The sequence below is a fragment of the Hydrogenophaga sp. NH-16 genome (genome assembly GCF_004006415.1).
GTDB lineage: Bacteria > Pseudomonadota > Gammaproteobacteria > Burkholderiales > Burkholderiaceae_C > Hydrogenophaga > Hydrogenophaga pseudoflava.
Window position 1 is genome coordinate 2526326 of the sequence record NZ_CP029344.1, and the last position, 18232, is coordinate 2544557.

The window sequence follows — 18232 nt, forward strand, 5'->3', positions numbered from 1 at the left end:
GCCGGCCCTGTTTTTTATACTGCGCCGCTTCCAGGAGGTGTGTCGTGCAACTGCGTGTGGCTCCACCCGCCCATCACCCGGGCCGCCGGGTGTTCGTATGGGGGCTCTGCGCCCTGCTGGCGGGCTGCGACGGGAGCGGCCCGTGGGGCGCCGAGCGCAGCCACACAGTGTCGGCGGTGATCGAGCGCGCGCCCGGCCCGTTCGGCCAGGTGAGCTGGCACGCGGATTACCGCGCCGAGGATTGCCCGGCGGGTGCGCCATCCGGTGGCGGCGAGCTGAGCGTGGCGCTGCCGCTCACCCACCAGGGCGGGCACCACTACGAAACCACCGTCCCTGGCCACCCGGCGGTGGGCACGGGACAGGACCGGTGCCGCTGGCGGCTGGTGTCGACCTCGGCCCGTTTTGCGGCCACCGCCGCCGAGGGCGACGAGGTCTTCGAGGCCCGCCTGACGGCGGGGCAACTGGCCCGGGAAAAGCCGGTGGTCCTGTACTACTGGCGCGGCACCTACCCGCGCATGCCGGGGGCGATCATCACCCGCTCGCTCGGGGAGCCGGACCGCCAGGTGTTCCGCCCCGAGTTCCAGAACCAGCTGTTCACGATCACGCTGACGCCCCGGGCGGCGCGCTGACCCGCCCGCCGGGCAGGCGCAGGGGCGCTCCGGCCTCAACGACAATACGCCCCCATGAAACACCTGCTCCCGACCGAAGCCTGGACCTGGCTGCAAGACCAGACCGCGCAGCGCGCCGCCCAGGGCCTGGAGCCCCCGCTGTTCGTCGACGTGCGCATGGAAATCGAGTCGCTCTACGTCGGTCGGCCGCCCGGCGTGGTGCACATCGCCTGGTACGAGTACCCGGACCTGACCGCCGATCCGCAGGCCTTCGCCGCCGCGGTGGAGGCCGAGGCGGGTGACAAGGACCGCCCAGTGCTGCTGATCTGCCGCAGCGGCAAACGCACGCAGGACGCCGCCGCCGCGCTGGAGGCTGCAGGCTTCGCCGAGGTGGCGCACGTGGTGCATGGCTTCGAAGGCGATCTGGACGACCGGTTCAAGCGCAGCACGCTCAACGGCTGGCGCTTCGACGGTCTGCCCTGGGAACAGATGTGATCGACATCTCCTCTGAAGGCGAGACGCTGGAAGCCTGCGCCGAGGTGCTGCAGGCGGTCTTCGGCTACGAGGCCTTCCGCGGCCCGCAGGCGGGCATCGTCACCCACGTCAGCGACGGCGGCGACGCCCTGGTGCTCATGCCCACGGGCGGCGGCAAGAGCCTGTGTTACCAGATCCCGGCCATCGTGCGCCAGCGCGCCGGCCACGGCGTGTCCATCGTGGTCTCGCCGCTGATCGCGCTGATGCACGACCAGGTGGGCGCGCTGCTCGAAGCGGGCGTGGACGCCGCGTTTTTGAACTCCAGCCTGACGCAGGACGAGGCGCAGCAGATCGAACGCCGCCTGCTCAAGGGCGAGATCACCATGCTCTACGCCGCGCCCGAGCGCCTGACCACGCCGCGCTTCCTGGCGCTGCTCGACTCGCTGCACGAGCGCGGGCTGCTCAGCCTGTTCGCCATCGACGAGGCGCACTGCGTGAGCCAGTGGGGCCACGACTTCCGGCCCGAGTACCGCGAGCTGGCAGTGCTGCACGAGCGCTACGCCGGCGTGCCGCGCATCGCGCTCACGGCCACGGCCGACGACCTGACGCGCGAGGACATCGTGACGCACCTGCAGCTGCAGGACGCGCGGCGCTTCGTCAGCAGCTTCGACCGCCCCAACATCCGCTACACCATCGTCGAGAAGAAGGACGGCACGCAGCAGCTGCTGCGCTTCATACGCGACGAACACATGAACAGCCAGGGCCACGACGCCGGCATCGTCTACTGCCAGTCGCGCAAGCGGGTGGAAGAAGTGGCGGCGCTGCTGGTGGACCACGGGCTGAACGCCCTGCCCTACCACGCGGGCCTCGACTCGGCGGTGCGCCAGAAGCACCAGGACCGTTTCCTGCGCGAAGAGGGCCTGATCATGGTCGCCACCATCGCCTTCGGCATGGGCATCGACAAGCCGGACGTGCGCTTCGTGGCCCACCTGGACATGCCCAAGAACATCGAGGGCTACTACCAGGAAACCGGCCGCGCCGGTCGCGACGGCGAGGCGGCCGACGCCTGGATGGTTTATGGCCTGCAGGACGTGGTGAACCAGCGCCGCATGATCGACGAGAGCCCGGCGGGCGACGAGTTCAAGCAGGTGCTGCGCGGCAAGCTGGACGCTCTGCTGGCGCTGGCCGAAGCCAGCGACTGCCGGCGGGTGCGGCTGCTGTCGTACTTCGGCGAAGCCAGCCAGCCCTGCGGCAACTGCGACAACTGCATCTCGCCCCCGGCCCTGCACGACGCCACCGAGGCGGCGCGAAAGCTGCTGTCCTGCATCTACCGCGTGCAGCAGGCCAGCGGCACGGCCTTCGGCGCCGGCCACCTGATGGACATCCTGCGCGGCAAGGCCACCGACAAGGTCGCGCAATACGGGCACGACAAGCTCAGCACCTTCGGCATCGGCGCCGACCTCAGCGAGAGCCAGTGGCGCGCCCTGCTGCGCCAGCTGATCGCGCGCGAAGCGGTGCGGGTGGACGACGCCCCGTACAACACCCTGCACCTGACCGATGGCGCCCGCCCCATCCTCAAGGGCGAAGCCCAGGTCTGGTTGCGCGAGGTCACCGAATCCAAAGGCAGCCGGCGCAGCAGCCGCAAGTCCGCCCGCGACGCGGTGGCGCCCGACGGCCAGCCGCTGTCGCTGTCCGAACGCGAGTGTCTGGACGCGCTCAAGGCCTGGCGCGCCGAGGTGGCGCGCGAACACAACCTGCCGGCCTTCGTGATCTTTCACGACGCGACCCTGCGCGCGATCGCCGCCGAGAAACCGCGCTCCATGGCCGATCTGGACGGCATTTCCGGCATCGGCCAGAAAAAGCGCGAGGCCTACGGCGCCGAGGTGCTGCGCGTGGTGAGTGCTTTCGATTAAAGCCTGCCGGCCTTGCGCCGATACGGCTGTCAACCATCGTCTGACCACCCGACCGCCCGTCGGAAATGGGGGTGTTTTCCGGCCCATTTTTCTCAAGACCCCGCCCCCTGCGCCGAAAAAACGTGGGAAGCCGGTGAAGTGCCGGCACCACGACTTCAGCGGAGACCGTTCATGTTTTTCAAGCTGCCCTGGTTCGGACGGAAAGAACCCAGCTTCCACGACACCCAGGTCCTGGAAATGGACTTCCTGGTGAGCGAGTTCGAGGACGCCGTCTCTGACATCCAGGACCCTCTGCGCACGCGGCTGCACGTCGCGCTGCTGGCCTGCCGCAACCCGCAGGACCTGTGGTTCCTGCGCGGCAAGCTGTTCAACCTGATCTCCAAGCACCACTGCGAGGGTGTGGCCCACCAGCGCGTGTCCCGGCTGGACCAGAAGCTGATGTTCTTCGTGAACCACCACCCGGACCACACGCCCGAGGAACTGCCGTCGGGTCCCATGGCCCTGTTGCACTGACCGGCGCCCCAGACAAGGCAGGGCCATCGGGGGCTTCCTAGAATCGGGCGCATGTCCCACGCGCCCCTCCTCATCCTCAAGACCGGCTCCACCCACGCCCACATTCGCGACCGCCTGGGCGATTTCGACGACTGGATCGCCGCCGGGCTGCGCGCTGGCGGTGCGACCGTGCTGGCGACCCACGACGCACAGGTTGACGGGTTGCCGGAAGCGCCGCAGCGGTTCTCGGGCGTGGTGCTCACCGGCTCGCACCACATGGTCAGCGAGCGCGAGCCCTGGAGCGAGGCGCTGGTGCCCTGGCTGCAGGCCGCCGTCGAGGCCGGCACCCCGCTGCTGGGCATCTGCTACGGTCACCAGCTGCTGGCCCACGCGCTGGGCGGCGAGGTGGCCCACCACCCCGATGGCGTCGAGATCGGCACGGTGACGGTGGCGCGCCACGCCGCCTCCGAAGCAGACCCGCTGCTGGGCGACCTGCCCGAGCACTTTCCCGCCCAGGCGGTGCACTGGCAGTCGGTGCGCCGCCTGCCCGCAGACGCGGTGCTGCTCGCCGGCAGCGCGCACGAGGCGCACCACGCCTTCCGCGTCGGCGAACGCGCCTGGGGCGTGCAGTTCCACCCGGAGTTTTCCGACGAGGCGCTGCGCGCCTACCTGGAAGGCCTGGGCCCGACGCTGGCCCAAGAGGGGCTGGATGCGGCGCAGATCGCCGACGCGCTCAGGCCGACACCCGAAGCGGCGTCGGTGCTGCCCCGGTTTGCGCGGCTGGCGCTCAGTGCGTGAATCCGATGGTCCGCGCTTCGCGGACCTCGGGCTTGATGCGGTGCTCGGCTTCGAGCTGCGCCAGGAACTCCTCCGGCGGCAGGGTCTCGGCCAGGATCTCCACCTGGCGCTTGACCGCGGCGAAGTCGCCCGGGCAGAGTTGCTCCAGCTTCGCCAACCGTGAACGGATTGACTCGGTCAGGCCGGCCTCGTCACCGCCCAGCGCCTCGACCACGAACATGCGCTCGCGCTGCTCCCGGCGCAGCGGCTTGAACCGGATCTTGAAGGTGAAGCGCCGCAGCGCCGCCTGGTCGATCGCGTCCATCAGGTTGGTGGTGCAGACGAAGATGCCGTTGAAGCGCTCCATGCCCTGCAGCATCTCGTTGACCTCGGTCACCTCGTAGGTGCGCTGCGCGCCGCGCCGGTCCTGCAGGAAGCTGTCGGCCTCGTCCAGCAGCAGCACCGCCTTCTCGGCCTCGGCCTCGCGGAACATCGCCGCCATCTGCTGCTCGGTCTCGCCCACGAACTTGCTCACCAGGTCGCTGGCGCGGCGGATCATCAGCGGGCGTTCGAGCTGCCGGGCGATGTGCTCGGCCAGCGCCGTCTTGCCGGTGCCGGGCGCGCCGTGGAAACACAGGCAGCCATGGCCACGCGCCTTGAGCGCCGCCACGATGCGGGCGATCTCGTAGCGCGACTCGACGTTCAGCATGTCCAGGCTGTACTGCGTCACTTCCGGACGCTGGCCGGCGTCCGGCCGACGGCCCAGCGCCAGATCGGCGTTGCGCAGCTGCCGCTCGATCAGCTCGTCCAGCGTGGGGCCGGTGTCGGCCGCCACCTTCTTGCGGCGCCCGGGCGTCTTCGCGGGCGCGGCCGCCAGATGCGCAAAGCGCACCGCGGTGCGGATCTGCGCCGGCGTCAGCCCCTTGCGCGCGGTCAGCCGCGCCACGAGACCGTCGGACACCGGCTCACCTTCCAGCGTCTTGCGCACCAGCTGCTCGCGCGCGCCGGGTGGCGGGCTCTTGAGTTCGAGGTGGTAGGCAAAGCGGCGGCGGAAGGCCGGGTCGATCTGCTCGATGCGGTTGGTGACCCAGACCGTCGGCACCGCATTGGATTCGAGAATCTGGTTCACCCAGGCCTTGCCGCTGACGCTGTTGCTGTGCGGCGCCGACACCTGCTCGGCGCGCGCCATGAACTGCGCCGCCTCGCTGCTGATGGGCGGGAACACGTCCTCCACCTCGTCAAACAGCAGCGCCGAGTGGGCCGTGCCCTTGAGGAACACCTGCGCGATCTGCAGCGAGCGGTAGCGGTCGCGGCCGCTGAGCGCGTTGCCGTCGCGGTCGGCGTATTCCACCTCGAACAGCTCCAATCCGGCGGCCTGCGCCACCACCCGCGCCAGTTCGGTCTTGCCGGTGCCGGGCGGGCCGTAGAGCAGGATGTTCACGCCCGGCTCCTTGCGCGCCACCGCTTCGCGCAGCAGGCCGCTGAGCAGGCGCACGTCATCGGCCACGTACTCGAAGTCCTTGGACGTCAGCGCCGAGCGCGCGGCGGGGCGCGTGAACACCGCCATCAGCTCGCTCTCGCTGCGGTACTCGCGCATCAGCACCGGCGGCAGCTTTTCGCTGACCTTCATCAGGTCGGCCAGGTCGGTGATGTTGTGCTCGGAGATCAGGTTCTCCACCATGCCGATGCGTTCGAGCCGCGAGCCGGCGCGCAGCGCCTCACCCACCTCGCTGGCCTTGACGCCGGCCACGTCGGCGATGGCCGCGTAGGCCTCGGGCGCGTTGTTGACCTTGAACTCGACCAGGATGGAGCGCAGGTCGCGCTGGTAGCGCGCCAGCGTGCCATAGAGCAGCAGCGCGCGCTCGGCGCGGTTGAGCTGCAGCAGGTTGGCCAGCGCGTCGATGTTCTTTTCCACCAGGGTGCTCTGCTTCTTGAGCGCCTGGTTGAGCCAATCGCCCGTCACGGCCAGCACCGACAGCAGGTCCTTGGGTGATTCCTTGGCGTACTCGTCGAGATAGAAGAACAGCGTGCCTTCTTCATAGGGGCCACGCCACACGCCGTAGCGCTCCATGAACGCCGCCGTAGAGAGCTGTTCGTTGCCGGTCCAGAGTTCGTTGTCCTTGCAGCGGCGGGCCAGGAACTCGCGCAGGCGCGCCAGCACGGTCATGGGCCACACCAGGTGGCGGCCGGCCAGCGCCAGCAGGGTGTTGAGATCGCGGCGCACATTGAAGCGCTGACCCTGGCGGGCGGCGAGCGTGAGCACGAAGTGCGAGCACATCAGGTCCAGCACCGGCGCCTGGCGCAGCCCGGACGGCACGAACACGCGCGCTTCCAAGGCCGGGCTGTGCCGGGGCTCGGGGCTCGGGCGCGCTTCGGCCGGACGCGGCGTCGCCGGCGTGGCGCGCTGCAACAGGCGTTTGCTCATGAGGACACCTCCAGTCTTGACAACGGGGCACGCAGTCCGCAATGCGAATTGGAGCGGACCATAACCCAGCTTGATCCATCATGGAAGAGCATGATCCAGCGCGGTCCGACGAGTTGTGGGGCCTTTCCCGCTCACTTGTGACAATCGTCCGGCGGCACAATCGGCCGATGCTTGAAAAAAGAGACATCGATGCCGCCGCTGAGCGCCTGAACGGCCAGGTGCTGGACACCCCGTGCGTGGAATCACGCACGCTTTCGCAGCTCACGGGCTGCCAGGTGTTTCTCAAATTCGAGAACCTGCAGTACACCGCGTCCTTCAAGGAGCGCGGCGCCTGCAACAAGCTCTCCCAGTTGTCGGCCGACGAACGGGCACGCGGCGTGATCGCCATGAGCGCCGGCAACCACGCCCAGGGCGTGGCCTACCACGCACAGCGCCTGGGCATCCGCGCGGTGATCGTGATGCCGCGCTTCACGCCGGGCGTGAAGGTGGAACGCACGCGCGGTTTCGGCGCCGAGGTGGTGCTGCACGGCGACACGCTGGAAGAAGCCCGCGCCCACGCCTACGCGCTGGCCGAGCAGCAGGGCCTGGTGTTCGTGCACCCCTACGACGACGAGGCCATCGTCGCAGGCCAGGGCACGGTGGCCCTGGAGATGCTGCGCGCGCAACCCGACATCGACACCCTCGTGATCGCCATCGGCGGCGGCGGCCTGATCGCCGGCATGGCGACCGCGGCACGCGCCATGCGCCCCGACATCCAGATCATCGGTGTGCAGACCGAGCGCTTTCCGGCGATGTACAACGCCATCAAGGGCACCCACCTGCCGCAGGGCAGCAGCACGATCGCCGAAGGCATCGCCGTCGGCACGCCGGGTGTGATCCCGCAGGCGATCATCCGCGACAAGGTCGACGACCTGCTGCTGGTCGACGAAGGCGACATCGAGCAGGCCATCGTGATGCTGCTGGAGATCGAGAAGACCCTGGTCGAAGGCGCCGGTGCCGCCGGGCTGGCCGCGGTACTCAAGCACCCCGAGCGTTTCGCTGGCCGCAAGGTGGGCCTGGTGCTCTGCGGCGGCAACATCGACCCGATGCTGCTGGCCTCGATCATCGAGCGCGGCATGGTGCGGGCCGGCCGGCTGGCGCGCATCCAGGTGAGCGCGCGCGACGTGCCCGGCAACCTGGCGCGCATCACGGCCATCGTCGCCGAGGCCGGCGCCAACATCGACGAGGTCCACCACCAGCGCGCCTTCACCCTGCTGGCGGCGCAGAACGTGGCGGTCGAGCTGGTGCTGCAGACGCGCGGCCGCGAGCATGTGCAACAGGTGATCGACGCGCTGCAGGCCGCCGGTTTCGACACCCAACGGATGTGACCACCCCATGACCGCACCCGAAGCCCCCCTCAGCACCGACACCCTGCAGGCCTGCCTGTCCGACTGGTTCGCGCCCTGGGTCCAGGCCCTGGGCCTGCGCGTCGAGTCCTTCCAGACGGACGAAGTGGTGCTGCGCCTGCCGCAGAACGACCAGCTGGCGCGCATCGGCGGCATGGTCTGCGGCCAGGCCATGATGGCCGCCGCCGACACGGCGATGGTGCTGGCCATCGTGACCCGGCTGGGCACGCGCCGGCCCATGACCACGGTGCAGCAGAACAGCAGCTTCCTCAAGCCGCTGTCCAACCAGGACGCGCTGGTGACCGCCCGTGTGGTGCGGGCCGGCAAGAACCTGGTGTTCGGGGAAATCGACATCGCCGGCGCCGACGACGGCAAGAGCGTGTGCCGCGCCAGCACCACCTACGCGCTGCTGTGAGGGTTGGGCCGGGTGCGGTCCGGGGCCGTCGGCTTTAGAATCCGCGTTGATTTTTCTCAATTCCGGAGACGCCCCATGGCCCACGCCCCCCACGACAGCCACGCCGATGAACCCCAGGACGTGGTCGAGTCCATCGTTCCGCTCATGCCCATCGTGCTGCCCGTGGCCGGCGGCGTGCTGATCTTCCTGCTGGCCTTCATTGCCGTGTTCATGGCCTGAAACCCGGCACGGCCAGCGAAGAGAAGCCGCCCACCGGGCGGCTTTTGCTTTGAACGTCGCTCAGCCGGCGACCACCGTGCCCTGGTGGTACACCGCCTGCCAGCGCCCGGCCTCCCGACGCCACAGCGTCATGCGCCGCGTGACCCGGCCCGGCTGGCGCAGGCGGTAGGTCAGCAACCAGACGTCTTCACTCACCCGCTGCAGGTGGTGCTGGTCGGTCTGCCATGTCCCGGGGTCGGGACGCCCCGGGCGCTGCGCCAGCACCTGGCGGGCGAAGACCCGGCTGTAGCGGCGGCCGGTGGCACCGGTCTCCCAGAAGCCGGGCGCCACCAGCCGGTCGAAGTCGGCCAGGGTCGCGTCCGGGAAGGCCGCGTGGTAGAGGTCTTCAAGGGTTCTGAGTTCGTCCAGCAAGGACGCCAGACCGGGTTCCAGGATGAGTTCGAGTTCCATGGCCCCACTCTAGCGGTTGCACGACACCGTACCCCCGCCGGCATTCATGCATCAGGTTATGCATGTCTTGCATGTAACTTGCCGGTAACTGACCGACCTTCTTTTTTAAAATTGATGGGTTAGGCCGACACGCGGACCAGAACCCGGGATCATCCGCCCCCTTTCTGGCTGTCGCGCTGCACCGCAACCGCCCTGCAGCCCCGAGCGCCGACCGCCCTTTTTGTCCAAGGGATCTTGCAGAGCCGCCCGCCACCGTTCCGTGGCCAGCGGCTGTTGGTGTCTCTTGGCCGCCGCTTTCAAACTACCGGAGCCTTTTCGATGAACTCTCCCGTGATGCAGGGCCTCAACCTCAACACCCCCGCCTACGTCAAGCACGCCCGCCTGATCGCCTGGGTGGCCGACATGGTGGCCCTGTGCAAGCCCGACAACGTGGTCTGGTGCGACGGCAGCCAGGAAGAATACGACCGCCTGTGCCAGGAACTGGTCGACGCCGGCACCTTCAAGAAGCTCAACCCGGCCAAGCGCCCGGGCTCCTTCCTGGCCTGGACCGACCCGTCCGACGTGGCCCGCGTGGAAGACCGCACCTACATCTGCTCCGAGAAGAAGGAAGACGCCGGCCCGACCAACAACTGGATGGCCCCGGCCGAGATGCGCGCCACCCTGAACCCGCTGTTCGACGGCTGCATGAAGGGCCGCACCATGTACGTGGTGCCGTTCTCCATGGGCCCACTGGGCTCGCACATCGCCCACATCGGCATCGAGCTGACCGACAGCGCCTACGTGGTGGTGAACCAGAAGCTGATGACCCGCATGGGCAAGGCCGTGTACGACGTGCTGGGCGACAGCGGCGACTTCGTGCCCTGCATGCACACCGTGGGCGCGCCGCTGGCCGAAGGCCAGAAGGACAGCACCACCTGGCCCTGCAACCCGACCACCAAGTACATCGTGCATTTCCCCGAAACGCGCGAGATCTGGTCCTACGGCTCGGGCTACGGTGGCAACGCGCTGCTGGGCAAGAAGTGCTTCGCGCTGCGCATCGCCTCCAACATGGGCCGCGACCAGGGCTGGCTGGCCGAGCACATGCTGATCCTGGGCGTGACCAACCCCCAGGGCAAGAAGTACCACGTCGCCGCCGCCTTCCCCAGCGCCTGCGGCAAGACCAACTTCTCCATGCTGGTGCCGCCCGAGGCGGGCTTTGCAGGCTGGAAGGTCACCACCATCGGTGACGACATCGCCTGGATCAAGCCCCATGCCGACGGAAAGATGTACGCCATCAACCCCGAGGCCGGCTACTTCGGCGTGGCCCCCGGCACCAACATGCACACCAACCCGAACTGCATGCGTTCGCTGGACAAGAACGTCATCTTCACCAACGTGGCCCTGACGGACGACGGCGACGTGTGGTGGGAAGGCATGGAGAAGGACACCGGCACGCTGCCCGAGCACCTGATCGACTGGCAGGGCAAGGACTGGACCCCGGCGATTGCCAAGGAAAAGGGCACCAAGGCCGCGCACCCCAACTCGCGCTTCACCGTGGCCGCCACCAACAACCCCGCACTGGACCCGCAGTGGGACGACGCCGACGGCGTGGCGATCGACGCATTCATCTTCGGCGGCCGCCGCTCCACCACCGTGCCCCTGGTGACCGAGGCACGTACCTGGATGGAAGGCGTCTACATGGCCGCCACGATGGGCTCCGAAACCACGGCGGCCGCCTTTGGCGCCCAGGGCGTGGTGCGCCGCGATCCGTTCGCGATGCTGCCGTTCTGCGGCTACAACATGAGCGACTACTTCCAGCACTGGCTGGACATGGAGCACAAGCTGGAAGAATCCGGCCACACCCTGCCCAAGATCTTCTGCGTGAACTGGTTCCGCAAGGACGAGGCGGGCAAGTTCGTGTGGCCCGGCTATGGCGACAACATGCGCGTCCTCAAGTGGATGATCGACCGCATCGAAGGCCAGGCGCAAGGCCAGGAAACCATGTTCGGCGTGGCCCCGCAATACGCCGAGATCAACTGGACCGGCCTGGACTTCAGCGCCGAGCAGTTCGCGCAGGTCACGAGCATCGACAAGGCCGCCTGGACCGAGGAGTTCAAGCTGCACGACGCGCACTTCGAGCAGCTGGCCTACCACATGCCCCAGGCCCTGATCGACACCAAGAACGCCCTGGAACAGCGCCTGACCGCCGCCTGATCCCGGCCCGTACGGGCCGACCAAAACAAAAAGCCCCCCGGCGCCTGCCGGGGGGCTTTTTTCATGGGCGAAAGCGGAGGCTTACAGGTAGGGCAGGTAGCCCGTCTGGCGGCGCACTTCCATCTGGGCCCAGCGGCGCAGCGGTGCGGAGAAGCCCGTGTCCAGGCCCATCGGCGCCAGCGCGTCCGCATAGTCGTTCTTCGCCGCAACGGGCGAAGGGTTCAGTTCTTCGGCCAGTTCGGCTTCGCGGGCACGGGCCTGCATCAGCTCGGCCTTGAGGCGCGGATCGGTGCGGGCCAGGTCCCAGAGGCGGGCTTCGGCGCGGGCCTCGGCCAGCGAACGCGACCAGCTGTCGAGCGAGCGCAGCGTGGCCTTCGCCGCGCGGCGGGCGGTGCCGGCGAACAGGGCGGAGCCCGCGAAGATCACGACCCACAGGGCGACCCACCCCAGGAACAGGTGACCATCGGCCCAGGAGCCGATCATCTGGTCGGCCAGCACGACAAGGGCGGCCACGGCGGCGGCGAGAAGCATGGTGGCCAGGCTGCGCGAGCCGTCGAAGCGGCTGGTGCGACCGATACCCCGGTCGGCAGCGGTGCCCATGCCGACGGGGGCGGAAGATGGAGAGAAGACGGTGCTCATGGCGAACTCCTTTGAAAAATTTGTCTTTTGGACAGGCGAATACTAGGGTGAACCCTGATGTCACGCCAATTTATTTTTGTGATGAATTACATTCACTAAGATGATGAATGAGCTCAACTTCCGCACGCTGGACCTCAACCTGCTGAGGGTGTTCGACGAAGTCATGGCCGAGCGCAACCTCACCCGCGCGGCACACAACCTCGCGATGACGCAGCCAGCGGTGAGCAACGCGCTCAAGCGTTTGCGGGAACACCTGGGCGACGAACTGGTGCGGCGTTCCGGCTACGGTGTGGAGGCGACGCCGGTGGCACAGGCCCTGTGGCCCACGGTGCGGGACGCGCTGGCGCAGCTGCGCGAGTCCCTGTCGCCGGCCGACTTCGACCCGTCGACCGCAGGCAAGGCCTTCGTGCTGGCCATGGCCGACGCCACTGCCGCCAAGCTGGTGCCCGGGCTGGTGGACCTGCTGGAAAAGGAAGCGCCGGGAGTGAACCTGCGCGTCGTGCCGCTGACCACGCGCGACCCGCGCGAGCTGCTGGAATCCGGTTCGGCGGACCTGGCGGTCGGGCATTTCCCCGGCGTGATCGCCGAACTGACCGCGATCCACCTGCAGGAACACACCCCGCGCTTCCTGCACCAGCGGCTCTACGACGGCGAGTACGTGGTGGTGATGCGCCGCGACCATCCGCTGGCGGGACAACCGCTCACCATCGACGCCTACTGCGCCGCGCGCCACCTGCTGGTGAGCTTCTCTGGGCGGCCCTTTGGCTTTGTCGACGAGGCGCTGTCGGCGATGTCGCGCCAGCGCCGGGTGGTGATCACCGTCAACCAGTTCTTCACCGCCGGTCGGGTGGTGGCCAGCACCGACCTGCTGACCGTGCTGCCGCGGCACTTCGTCGAGGTCACCGGGATCGAGTCGGCGCTGACGCTGCGCGAGCTGCCACTGCCGGTACCGGCGGTGCACGTCGACGCCCTGTGGCACCGGCAGTCGGCGCACAACGGCGCGCACCGCTGGCTGCGGCAGGCGGTCGAGCGCGCGGCGCGGCGGGGCTTTGCGGATGCCGCGGCAGACGCTGCACCGACAATCGCGCCATGAAGCTCCAACTGCTCAGCGACCTGCACCTCGAAACCGACGCCAGCTTTGCCGCCACACCCGCGGCAGACGCCGACCTGCTGGTGCTGGCAGGCGACATCGGCTCCTACCAGAAACGGCGAGACGGCACGGTGATGGACGAGCCCGACTGGGGCCTGCGACGCTTCTCGCCCCTGCCCCAGCACGGCGGCTGGCCGACCCCGGTGCTGTTCGTGCCGGGCAACCACGAATACGACGGACTCGACTGGGACGAGGCGCACGCGGGCCTGCGCCGCGCCTGCGACCGGCTCGGCATCGCCTGGCTGGAGCGCGAGACGCTGCAGATCGACGGGGTGCGCTTCATCGGCACCACGCTCTGGAGCGACTACGACGCGCTGGCCCCGGCAGACGCCACCGAGACCGAGCGACTGCGCCTGCGCGAGAAGGCCTTTCGCGCCGCCAATTTCTACCTGCACAAGATGGCCGGTCTGCGCAGCGGCGCACTGTTCGACGCGGCCGCCATGCGCGAGCTCGGACTGGAGTGCCAGGACTGGCTGCGCGAGGCACTGGCGAAGCCACACGACGGACCCACGGTCGTGGTGACGCACTTCGCACCCACTCTGCACAGCGCCGACCCGCGCTACGGCCTGGCCCCCGGCACGGCCGGCTTCTGCAATGCGCTGGACGACCTGCTGCCCCTGGCCGATCTCTGGCTGCACGGACACCTGCATTGCGCGACCGACGCGCAGGTCGGCCGCTGCCGCATCATGGCCAATCCGCTGGGCTACGCGCGCAAGGGTGAGCAGGCCGATTTCAGACCCACACTGACGGTGCATGTGGAAATCCCATAGGAAAAACCCTGCACCCCGCGCGTACACTGGTGCAATTCGCCCGCCTCAGGGGCACACAACCGGAGAGAGAACATGAAGATCCTGCTCGCTGTGGACGGCAGCGCATACACCAAGAAGATGCTGGCCTACCTGACCACCCACCTCGAGGTGTTCAGCGCCAACAACGAGTTCACCATCTTCACCGTGCAGATGCCCCTGCCTCCGCGCGCGCGCGCCGCCGTCGGTGCCGAAGTCGCCAACAGCTACTACGCCGAGGAAGCCGAGAAGGTGACGGCGCCCGTGGTGAAGTTCCTCAAGCGCCACGGCATCGAGCCCAAGGTCGTGCACAAGACCGGCTCACCCGGCGAACAGATCGCCAAGCAGGCCGACACCGGCAAGTACGACCTGGTCATGATGGGCTCGCACGGCCACAGCGCCCTGGGCAACCTGGTGATGGGCTCGGTCGCCACGCAGGTGCTGGCGCACTGCGGCGTGCCGGTGATGCTGGTGCGCTGACGCACCGCGCCAGCGTCAGCGCTGGCGCAATCCGTCGAAGCAGGTGCTGAGCACCATGTCGATGATCTGGCCGTCGCTGTACAGGCCGGACCCCTTGAGAAACCCCAGCACCGGGTCGCAGGCCCGGGCATAGAGGGTGTACAGCACCGCGATCGGCGGCAGGGCCGGGTTGACGCTGCCCTGTTGCTGGGCCGCCTCGATCCAGGCGCCCAGCCGGTCGCTCACATCCATCAAGCCGTCCACATAGGCCTTGTTGGTCGTCAGCGCCGCGCGCAGGCTGGAGTTCTCGCTGGGCAGCGAGGGCATTTCACCGGCCAGTTGCACCTCCATGGTCCAGCGCGCCACCTGGCGCAGCAGGTCCAGCGGCGGCGCCTTCGGGTCCAGCGTGTCCAGGAAGGCCCGCGCCCGGTTCATCACCTTGACCATCGCGGCAGCGGCCAGGTCTTCCTTGCTCGGGAAGTGCTTGTAGAGGCTGGCCTTGGCGATGCCCACCTCGGCGGCGACCTCGTCCACCGTCATCGACTCGAACCCCTTTTCGGCCAGCAGCCGGTTGACCACCGAGACGATCGCGTCCTCGCGCGCCAGATGCATCTGTTCGCGAAAACTGCGCTTGGGGGAAGAACGGGGAGTCGGAGAGGAAACGGCGGTGGTCATGGTCAATCTTTGAGCAGCACTCGCATTGTGCCCCAAATGGACGCCAAGGTAGATAACCATACTGAAAAGTATATTTTCTATACTGATTGGTCACTTTTTGATCTTATGCGACTAATATCCCGCCCGGACAGCAGCGGACCCTGAATCCGGAGCACCCCGCCCCGGCGCCGGCTGTCTCTATCCACCCCACGCCTGAAGGAGACCGAGATGCCGATTCCGAGACGTTCCCTGTTGCTGGCCGGTGCCGCGGCGGGCCTGCTGACCGCCTGCGGCGGCGGTGACGACGACCACGCACCACCCAACATCGTGGCCACCGCCCAGGCCACGCCCAACCTGAGCATCCTGGTGGAGGCCGTGGTTGCGGCCGGCCTGGTCGACGCCCTCAGCGCGCCCGGGCCATTGACCGTGTTCGCGCCCACCAACGCCGCGTTCGCCGCCCTGCTGGCCGAGCTGGGCGTCACCAAGGAAGCGCTGCTGGCCGACAAGCCGCTGCTGACCGCCGTGCTCACCTACCACGTGGTGTCCGGCCGGGTGCTGAAGGACCAGGTGCCGGTCAACACCCCCATCGCGACCCTGCAGGGCGCGAGCTTCACCGTCGGCGGCGATCTGCGCATCACCGACGGCCGCGGCCGCCAGGCGGCCATCGTCGCCACCGACATCCTGTGCAGCAACGGCGTGGTGCACCTGATCGACCGGGTGATCCTGCCGCCGGCCTGATCCCCTGTTCTTTTTTTCCCGTCCCCTGTCATCAACCCCTCCTAGGAGTTACCCATGAAGAAGTCCCTGATCGCCTCCGTCATCGCCCTGGCCACCCTGGGTTCCGCCCACGCCAAGGACATCGTCGACACCGCCGTTGCGGCAGGCTCGTTCAAGACCCTGGCCACGGCTCTGCAGGCCGCCGGTCTGGTCGACACGCTCAAGGGCAAGGGCCCGTTCACCGTGTTTGCGCCCACCGACGAAGCCTTCGCCAAGGTGCCCAAGGCCGATCTGGATGCCTTGCTGGCGGACAAGGCCAAGCTGACCGCCGTGCTGACCTACCACGTGGTCCCGGGCAAGGTGATGGCCGCCGACGTCAAGGCCGGCAAGGTCAAGACGGTTCAGGGCAGCGAGATCACCGTGGCCACCACCGGCGGCGTGAAGGTGGATGCCGCCAATGTGGTGAAGACGGACATCGTCGCCGACAACGGCGTGATCCACGTCATCGACAGCGTCATCATGCCGAAGTGACGCCCGCACCCCTGCGCTTCGAACCCCGCCCCGGCGGGGTTTTTTGTGTGCCGGTGGGCAGCAGGTTGTGCTTGGCCGCCCCGGTCAGCGCCGCAGTCAGTGCGTCCAGCACGCCCGAACTCAGGTTCCAGCAGTGCCAGTACAGCGTCACGCTCAGCCGGTGCCGCGGCGCCAGGTTCACCAGCTCGCCAGTGGCGAGCTGGTCGCGCACCAGCAGCTCGGGCAGCACGCTCACGCCCCAGCCGGCCTGAACCGCTCGCAGCTGCCCGACGCTGGACGGCACATACAACTGCTTGAGCCCCACTCGCGGCAGGCCGAAGGCCTGCTCCACGAAGCCGTGCTGCTGATAGTCCTTGCGATTGAACGCGACAAAAGGCAGCTGATGGAAGTTGTGGGCGCTGAGGCCCTTGGGGCAACGGTTGCGGGCGAAATCCGCCTGCGCCACGGCCACATAGTCCATGCAGCCCAGTGGCACCATCCTGCAGCCGCGCAGCGTCTGCCCCAGCGAGGTGACGCAACCCAGCACCTGGCCCTCGCGCAACCACTCCTGGGTGAATTCCTCGTTGTCGGTGATGATTTCCACCGGCAGGCCCTGACGCACCAGTGCGTCCAGCGCCGGCATCGCCCAGGTGGCGATGCTGTCGGCATTGATCGCGATCGAGATGCGCTCCTCGTCCCGCCCCGCCCCGCCGGCGCCGGGCGCCAGCTCCCTGAGTTCGGTCTCCAGATCGGCCCGCAGCAGCCGCATCATCTTGGCGTGCTTGAGCATGAGTTGCCCCGCGGGTGTGGGCTTGAGCGGCCGGCTGCGCACGATGAGCACGGTGCCCACCTGCGCCTCCAGCGCGCGCAGGCGCTGCGACACCGCCGACTGCGTGATCGACAGGCGCTGCGCCGCGCGTTCAAAACCGCCCTCTTCGATGATGGCGGCCAGACACTCCAGGGCGTCGGGATCAAAGGTGCTCATGCGTTCTCCGCGCGTGGGGTGGTCAGCCGGTCTTCTTCACCTTGACCGGCAGCACCTTGGCGTCACCCTCGGTGGGGATGACGCGCTCGCTCATCCAGCGCAGCAGGTCCAGCCACATCTGGCGCATCTCGGCGTCCAGCGGGGTGCGGATGGCGCTGGGCAGCTCGATGGTCACCACCGGCATGCCCTTGTGCACGCCGCCGTAGTTGCCCAGGCTGCCGGGGAAGATGCCGACCTGGTCGAGGTAGAGGCGGCCCAGGCGCGCCGGCGGCACGGTGGGGCCGTCGAAGTCGAGCACGCCGTAGGGCGCGTGGATGCTCACGATCAGGTCCGGCTGGAAGCGCTCCATCTCTTCGTGGAAGAACTTCGACTCGGGCTCGGACAGCGGCTTGGGGCCGGGCCAGCGGCGCGGGTCTTTCTGCGTCCGTTGTTCCCAGTAGATCTTGGCGTCGCGCGTCCAGTTGGGCGTCGGGAAATTGCGGTTGAGGTCGACGCCGCGGGCGTTGACCCGCTTGGCCGGCCGCGCCATCAGGCCGTCGGGGTTGAGCGCCGGGATGAAGCGCCAGTGCACGTTGGACGGTGTCTCCACGGCGCGCTGGATCCAGTGCAGGGCCACGGCGGCCGAGGACAGCTCGTCGCCGTGCATGGCGCCCACCACCAGCACCCGCACCTTGGCGTCGGGGGCCATCACGTCGCGCTGGTACAGCGTGCGGCCCTGCACCGACACGCCACTGCTGGTGGGCTTGAGCTTGGCCGCGCGGCACAGCGCTGCCTTCACGTTGGGCAGGCGCGCGACGAACTCGATGCAGGGGTCGACCGGCGCCTTCGCGAAGGGCTGTGCCAGCGCCGCCGTGGGGGTTCCACCCAAGGTTGGCAGCAGCGCCAGCGCCGCCAGCAGGCGGCGCACAGGGCGCATCGGGCGTTGAGAGGAAGCGGCAGCGCGGCGTCGGGTCATCCCCGCAATTCTAGGGACCCGCCCCGC

Annotated in this window: 20 protein-coding genes; 14 read left to right on the top strand and 6 right to left on the bottom strand. The window is 68.4% G+C overall.

The window, feature by feature from the left end; translation table 11 throughout:
- Positions 1–44 precede the first annotated feature (44 nt).
- From DD542_RS12285 to DD542_RS12305, 5 genes are all read left to right on the top strand, one after another.
- Positions 45–629 (top strand): hypothetical protein, encoded by a 585-nt coding sequence (locus DD542_RS12285; RefSeq protein ID WP_127805869.1) that lies wholly within the window; start codon positions 45–47, stop codon positions 627–629.
- Between the two features lie 54 nt (positions 630–683).
- Positions 684–1103, top strand: coding sequence for a rhodanese-like domain-containing protein (locus DD542_RS12290; protein WP_066152339.1), 420 nt, complete (start codon positions 684–686; stop codon positions 1101–1103).
- The gene (recQ, locus tag DD542_RS12295; protein ID WP_127805870.1) at positions 1100–2995 is read left to right on the top strand and encodes a DNA helicase RecQ; all 1896 of its coding nucleotides are present in this window, start codon (positions 1100–1102) and stop codon (positions 2993–2995) included. Before DD542_RS12290 ends, recQ begins: the two co-directional genes overlap by 4 nt.
- 171 nt (positions 2996–3166) lie before the next feature.
- Entirely contained in the window at positions 3167–3508 is a 342-nt protein-coding gene (locus DD542_RS12300; RefSeq protein WP_127805871.1) for a hypothetical protein, read from the top strand.
- A gap of 51 nt (positions 3509–3559) precedes the next feature.
- Entirely contained in the window at positions 3560–4285 is a 726-nt protein-coding gene (locus DD542_RS12305) for a glutamine amidotransferase (protein ID WP_127805872.1), read from the top strand.
- On the opposite strand, the gene DD542_RS12310 is transcribed toward DD542_RS12305, so the two are convergent.
- Positions 4275–6689 carry an ATP-binding protein gene (locus DD542_RS12310; protein ID WP_127805873.1) on the bottom strand — a complete coding sequence of 805 codons (2415 nt, stop codon included), beginning with the start codon at positions 6687–6689 and terminating at the stop codon, positions 4275–4277. The genes DD542_RS12305 and DD542_RS12310 overlap by 11 nt on opposite strands.
- Before the next feature lie 167 nt (positions 6690–6856).
- Between DD542_RS12310 and DD542_RS12315 the strand changes: the two genes are divergently transcribed.
- The 3 genes from DD542_RS12315 (at position 6857) to DD542_RS23585 (ending at position 8708) form a co-directional block, all read left to right on the top strand.
- The gene (locus DD542_RS12315; RefSeq protein WP_079366423.1) at positions 6857–8056 is read left to right on the top strand and encodes a threonine ammonia-lyase; all 1200 of its coding nucleotides are present in this window, start codon (positions 6857–6859) and stop codon (positions 8054–8056) included.
- 7 nt (positions 8057–8063) lie between these two features.
- Complete coding sequence (locus DD542_RS12320; RefSeq protein WP_079366422.1) at positions 8064–8489, top strand: PaaI family thioesterase; 426 nt, start codon at positions 8064–8066, stop codon at positions 8487–8489.
- A 75-nt stretch (positions 8490–8564) separates the two neighbouring features.
- Positions 8565–8708, top strand: coding sequence for a hypothetical protein (locus DD542_RS23585; protein WP_164868389.1), 144 nt, complete (start codon positions 8565–8567; stop codon positions 8706–8708).
- Between the two features lie 60 nt (positions 8709–8768).
- On the opposite strand, the gene DD542_RS12325 is transcribed toward DD542_RS23585, so the two are convergent.
- Positions 8769–9158 carry a DUF4440 domain-containing protein gene (locus DD542_RS12325; RefSeq protein ID WP_127805874.1) on the bottom strand — a complete coding sequence of 130 codons (390 nt, stop codon included), beginning with the start codon at positions 9156–9158 and terminating at the stop codon, positions 8769–8771.
- Between the two features lie 318 nt (positions 9159–9476).
- On the opposite strand from DD542_RS12325, the gene DD542_RS12330 reads away from it, so the two are divergent.
- Positions 9477–11351 carry a phosphoenolpyruvate carboxykinase (GTP) gene (locus DD542_RS12330; RefSeq protein WP_127805875.1) on the top strand — a complete coding sequence of 625 codons (1875 nt, stop codon included), beginning with the start codon at positions 9477–9479 and terminating at the stop codon, positions 11349–11351.
- Positions 11352–11432: 81 nt separating this feature from the next.
- Here DD542_RS12330 and DD542_RS12335 read toward each other — a convergent pair whose 3' ends face one another.
- Positions 11433–11990, bottom strand: coding sequence for a hypothetical protein (locus DD542_RS12335; RefSeq protein ID WP_066152309.1), 558 nt, complete (start codon positions 11988–11990; stop codon positions 11433–11435).
- Positions 11991–12093: 103 nt separating this feature from the next.
- Here DD542_RS12335 and DD542_RS12340 point away from each other — a divergent pair, with 103 nt between their 5' ends.
- The 3 genes from DD542_RS12340 (at position 12094) to DD542_RS12350 (ending at position 14405) form a co-directional block, all read left to right on the top strand.
- Positions 12094–13083: a LysR family transcriptional regulator gene (locus DD542_RS12340; protein WP_066152582.1), complete on the top strand. Its 990-nt coding sequence runs from the start codon at positions 12094–12096 to the stop codon at positions 13081–13083.
- A complete protein-coding gene (locus DD542_RS12345; RefSeq protein WP_079366418.1) occupies positions 13080–13910 on the top strand; it encodes a metallophosphoesterase in 831 nt (276 codons plus the stop codon). Before DD542_RS12340 ends, DD542_RS12345 begins: the two co-directional genes overlap by 4 nt.
- Positions 13911–13982: 72 nt before the next feature.
- Positions 13983–14405 (top strand): universal stress protein, encoded by a 423-nt coding sequence (locus DD542_RS12350; RefSeq protein WP_066152303.1) that lies wholly within the window; start codon positions 13983–13985, stop codon positions 14403–14405.
- 15 nt (positions 14406–14420) lie between these two features.
- Here the strand turns inward: DD542_RS12350 and DD542_RS12355 are convergent, their stop codons facing one another.
- Complete coding sequence (locus DD542_RS12355; protein ID WP_241559542.1) at positions 14421–15059, bottom strand: TetR/AcrR family transcriptional regulator; 639 nt, start codon at positions 15057–15059, stop codon at positions 14421–14423.
- Positions 15060–15266: 207 nt separating this feature from the next.
- Between DD542_RS12355 and DD542_RS12360 the strand changes: the two genes are divergently transcribed.
- Together DD542_RS12360 and DD542_RS12365 are read left to right on the top strand one after the other, a co-directional pair.
- On the top strand, positions 15267–15776 hold the full coding sequence (locus tag DD542_RS12360) for a fasciclin domain-containing protein (RefSeq protein ID WP_127805876.1): 510 nt from the start codon (positions 15267–15269) through the stop codon (positions 15774–15776).
- A 54-nt stretch (positions 15777–15830) separates the two neighbouring features.
- Entirely contained in the window at positions 15831–16286 is a 456-nt protein-coding gene (locus DD542_RS12365) for a fasciclin domain-containing protein (protein ID WP_066152297.1), read from the top strand.
- Here the strand turns inward: DD542_RS12365 and DD542_RS12370 are convergent.
- Together DD542_RS12370 and DD542_RS12375 are read right to left on the bottom strand one after the other, a co-directional pair.
- Entirely contained in the window at positions 16273–17250 is a 978-nt protein-coding gene (locus tag DD542_RS12370) for a LysR family transcriptional regulator ArgP (protein WP_127805877.1), read from the bottom strand. The two genes, DD542_RS12365 and DD542_RS12370, sit on opposite strands and share 14 nt — an antisense overlap.
- 22 nt (positions 17251–17272) lie before the next feature.
- On the bottom strand, positions 17273–18205 hold the full coding sequence (locus tag DD542_RS12375) for a M14 family zinc carboxypeptidase (RefSeq protein WP_127805878.1): 933 nt from the start codon (positions 18203–18205) through the stop codon (positions 17273–17275).
- Positions 18206–18232: the final 27 nt, after the last annotated feature.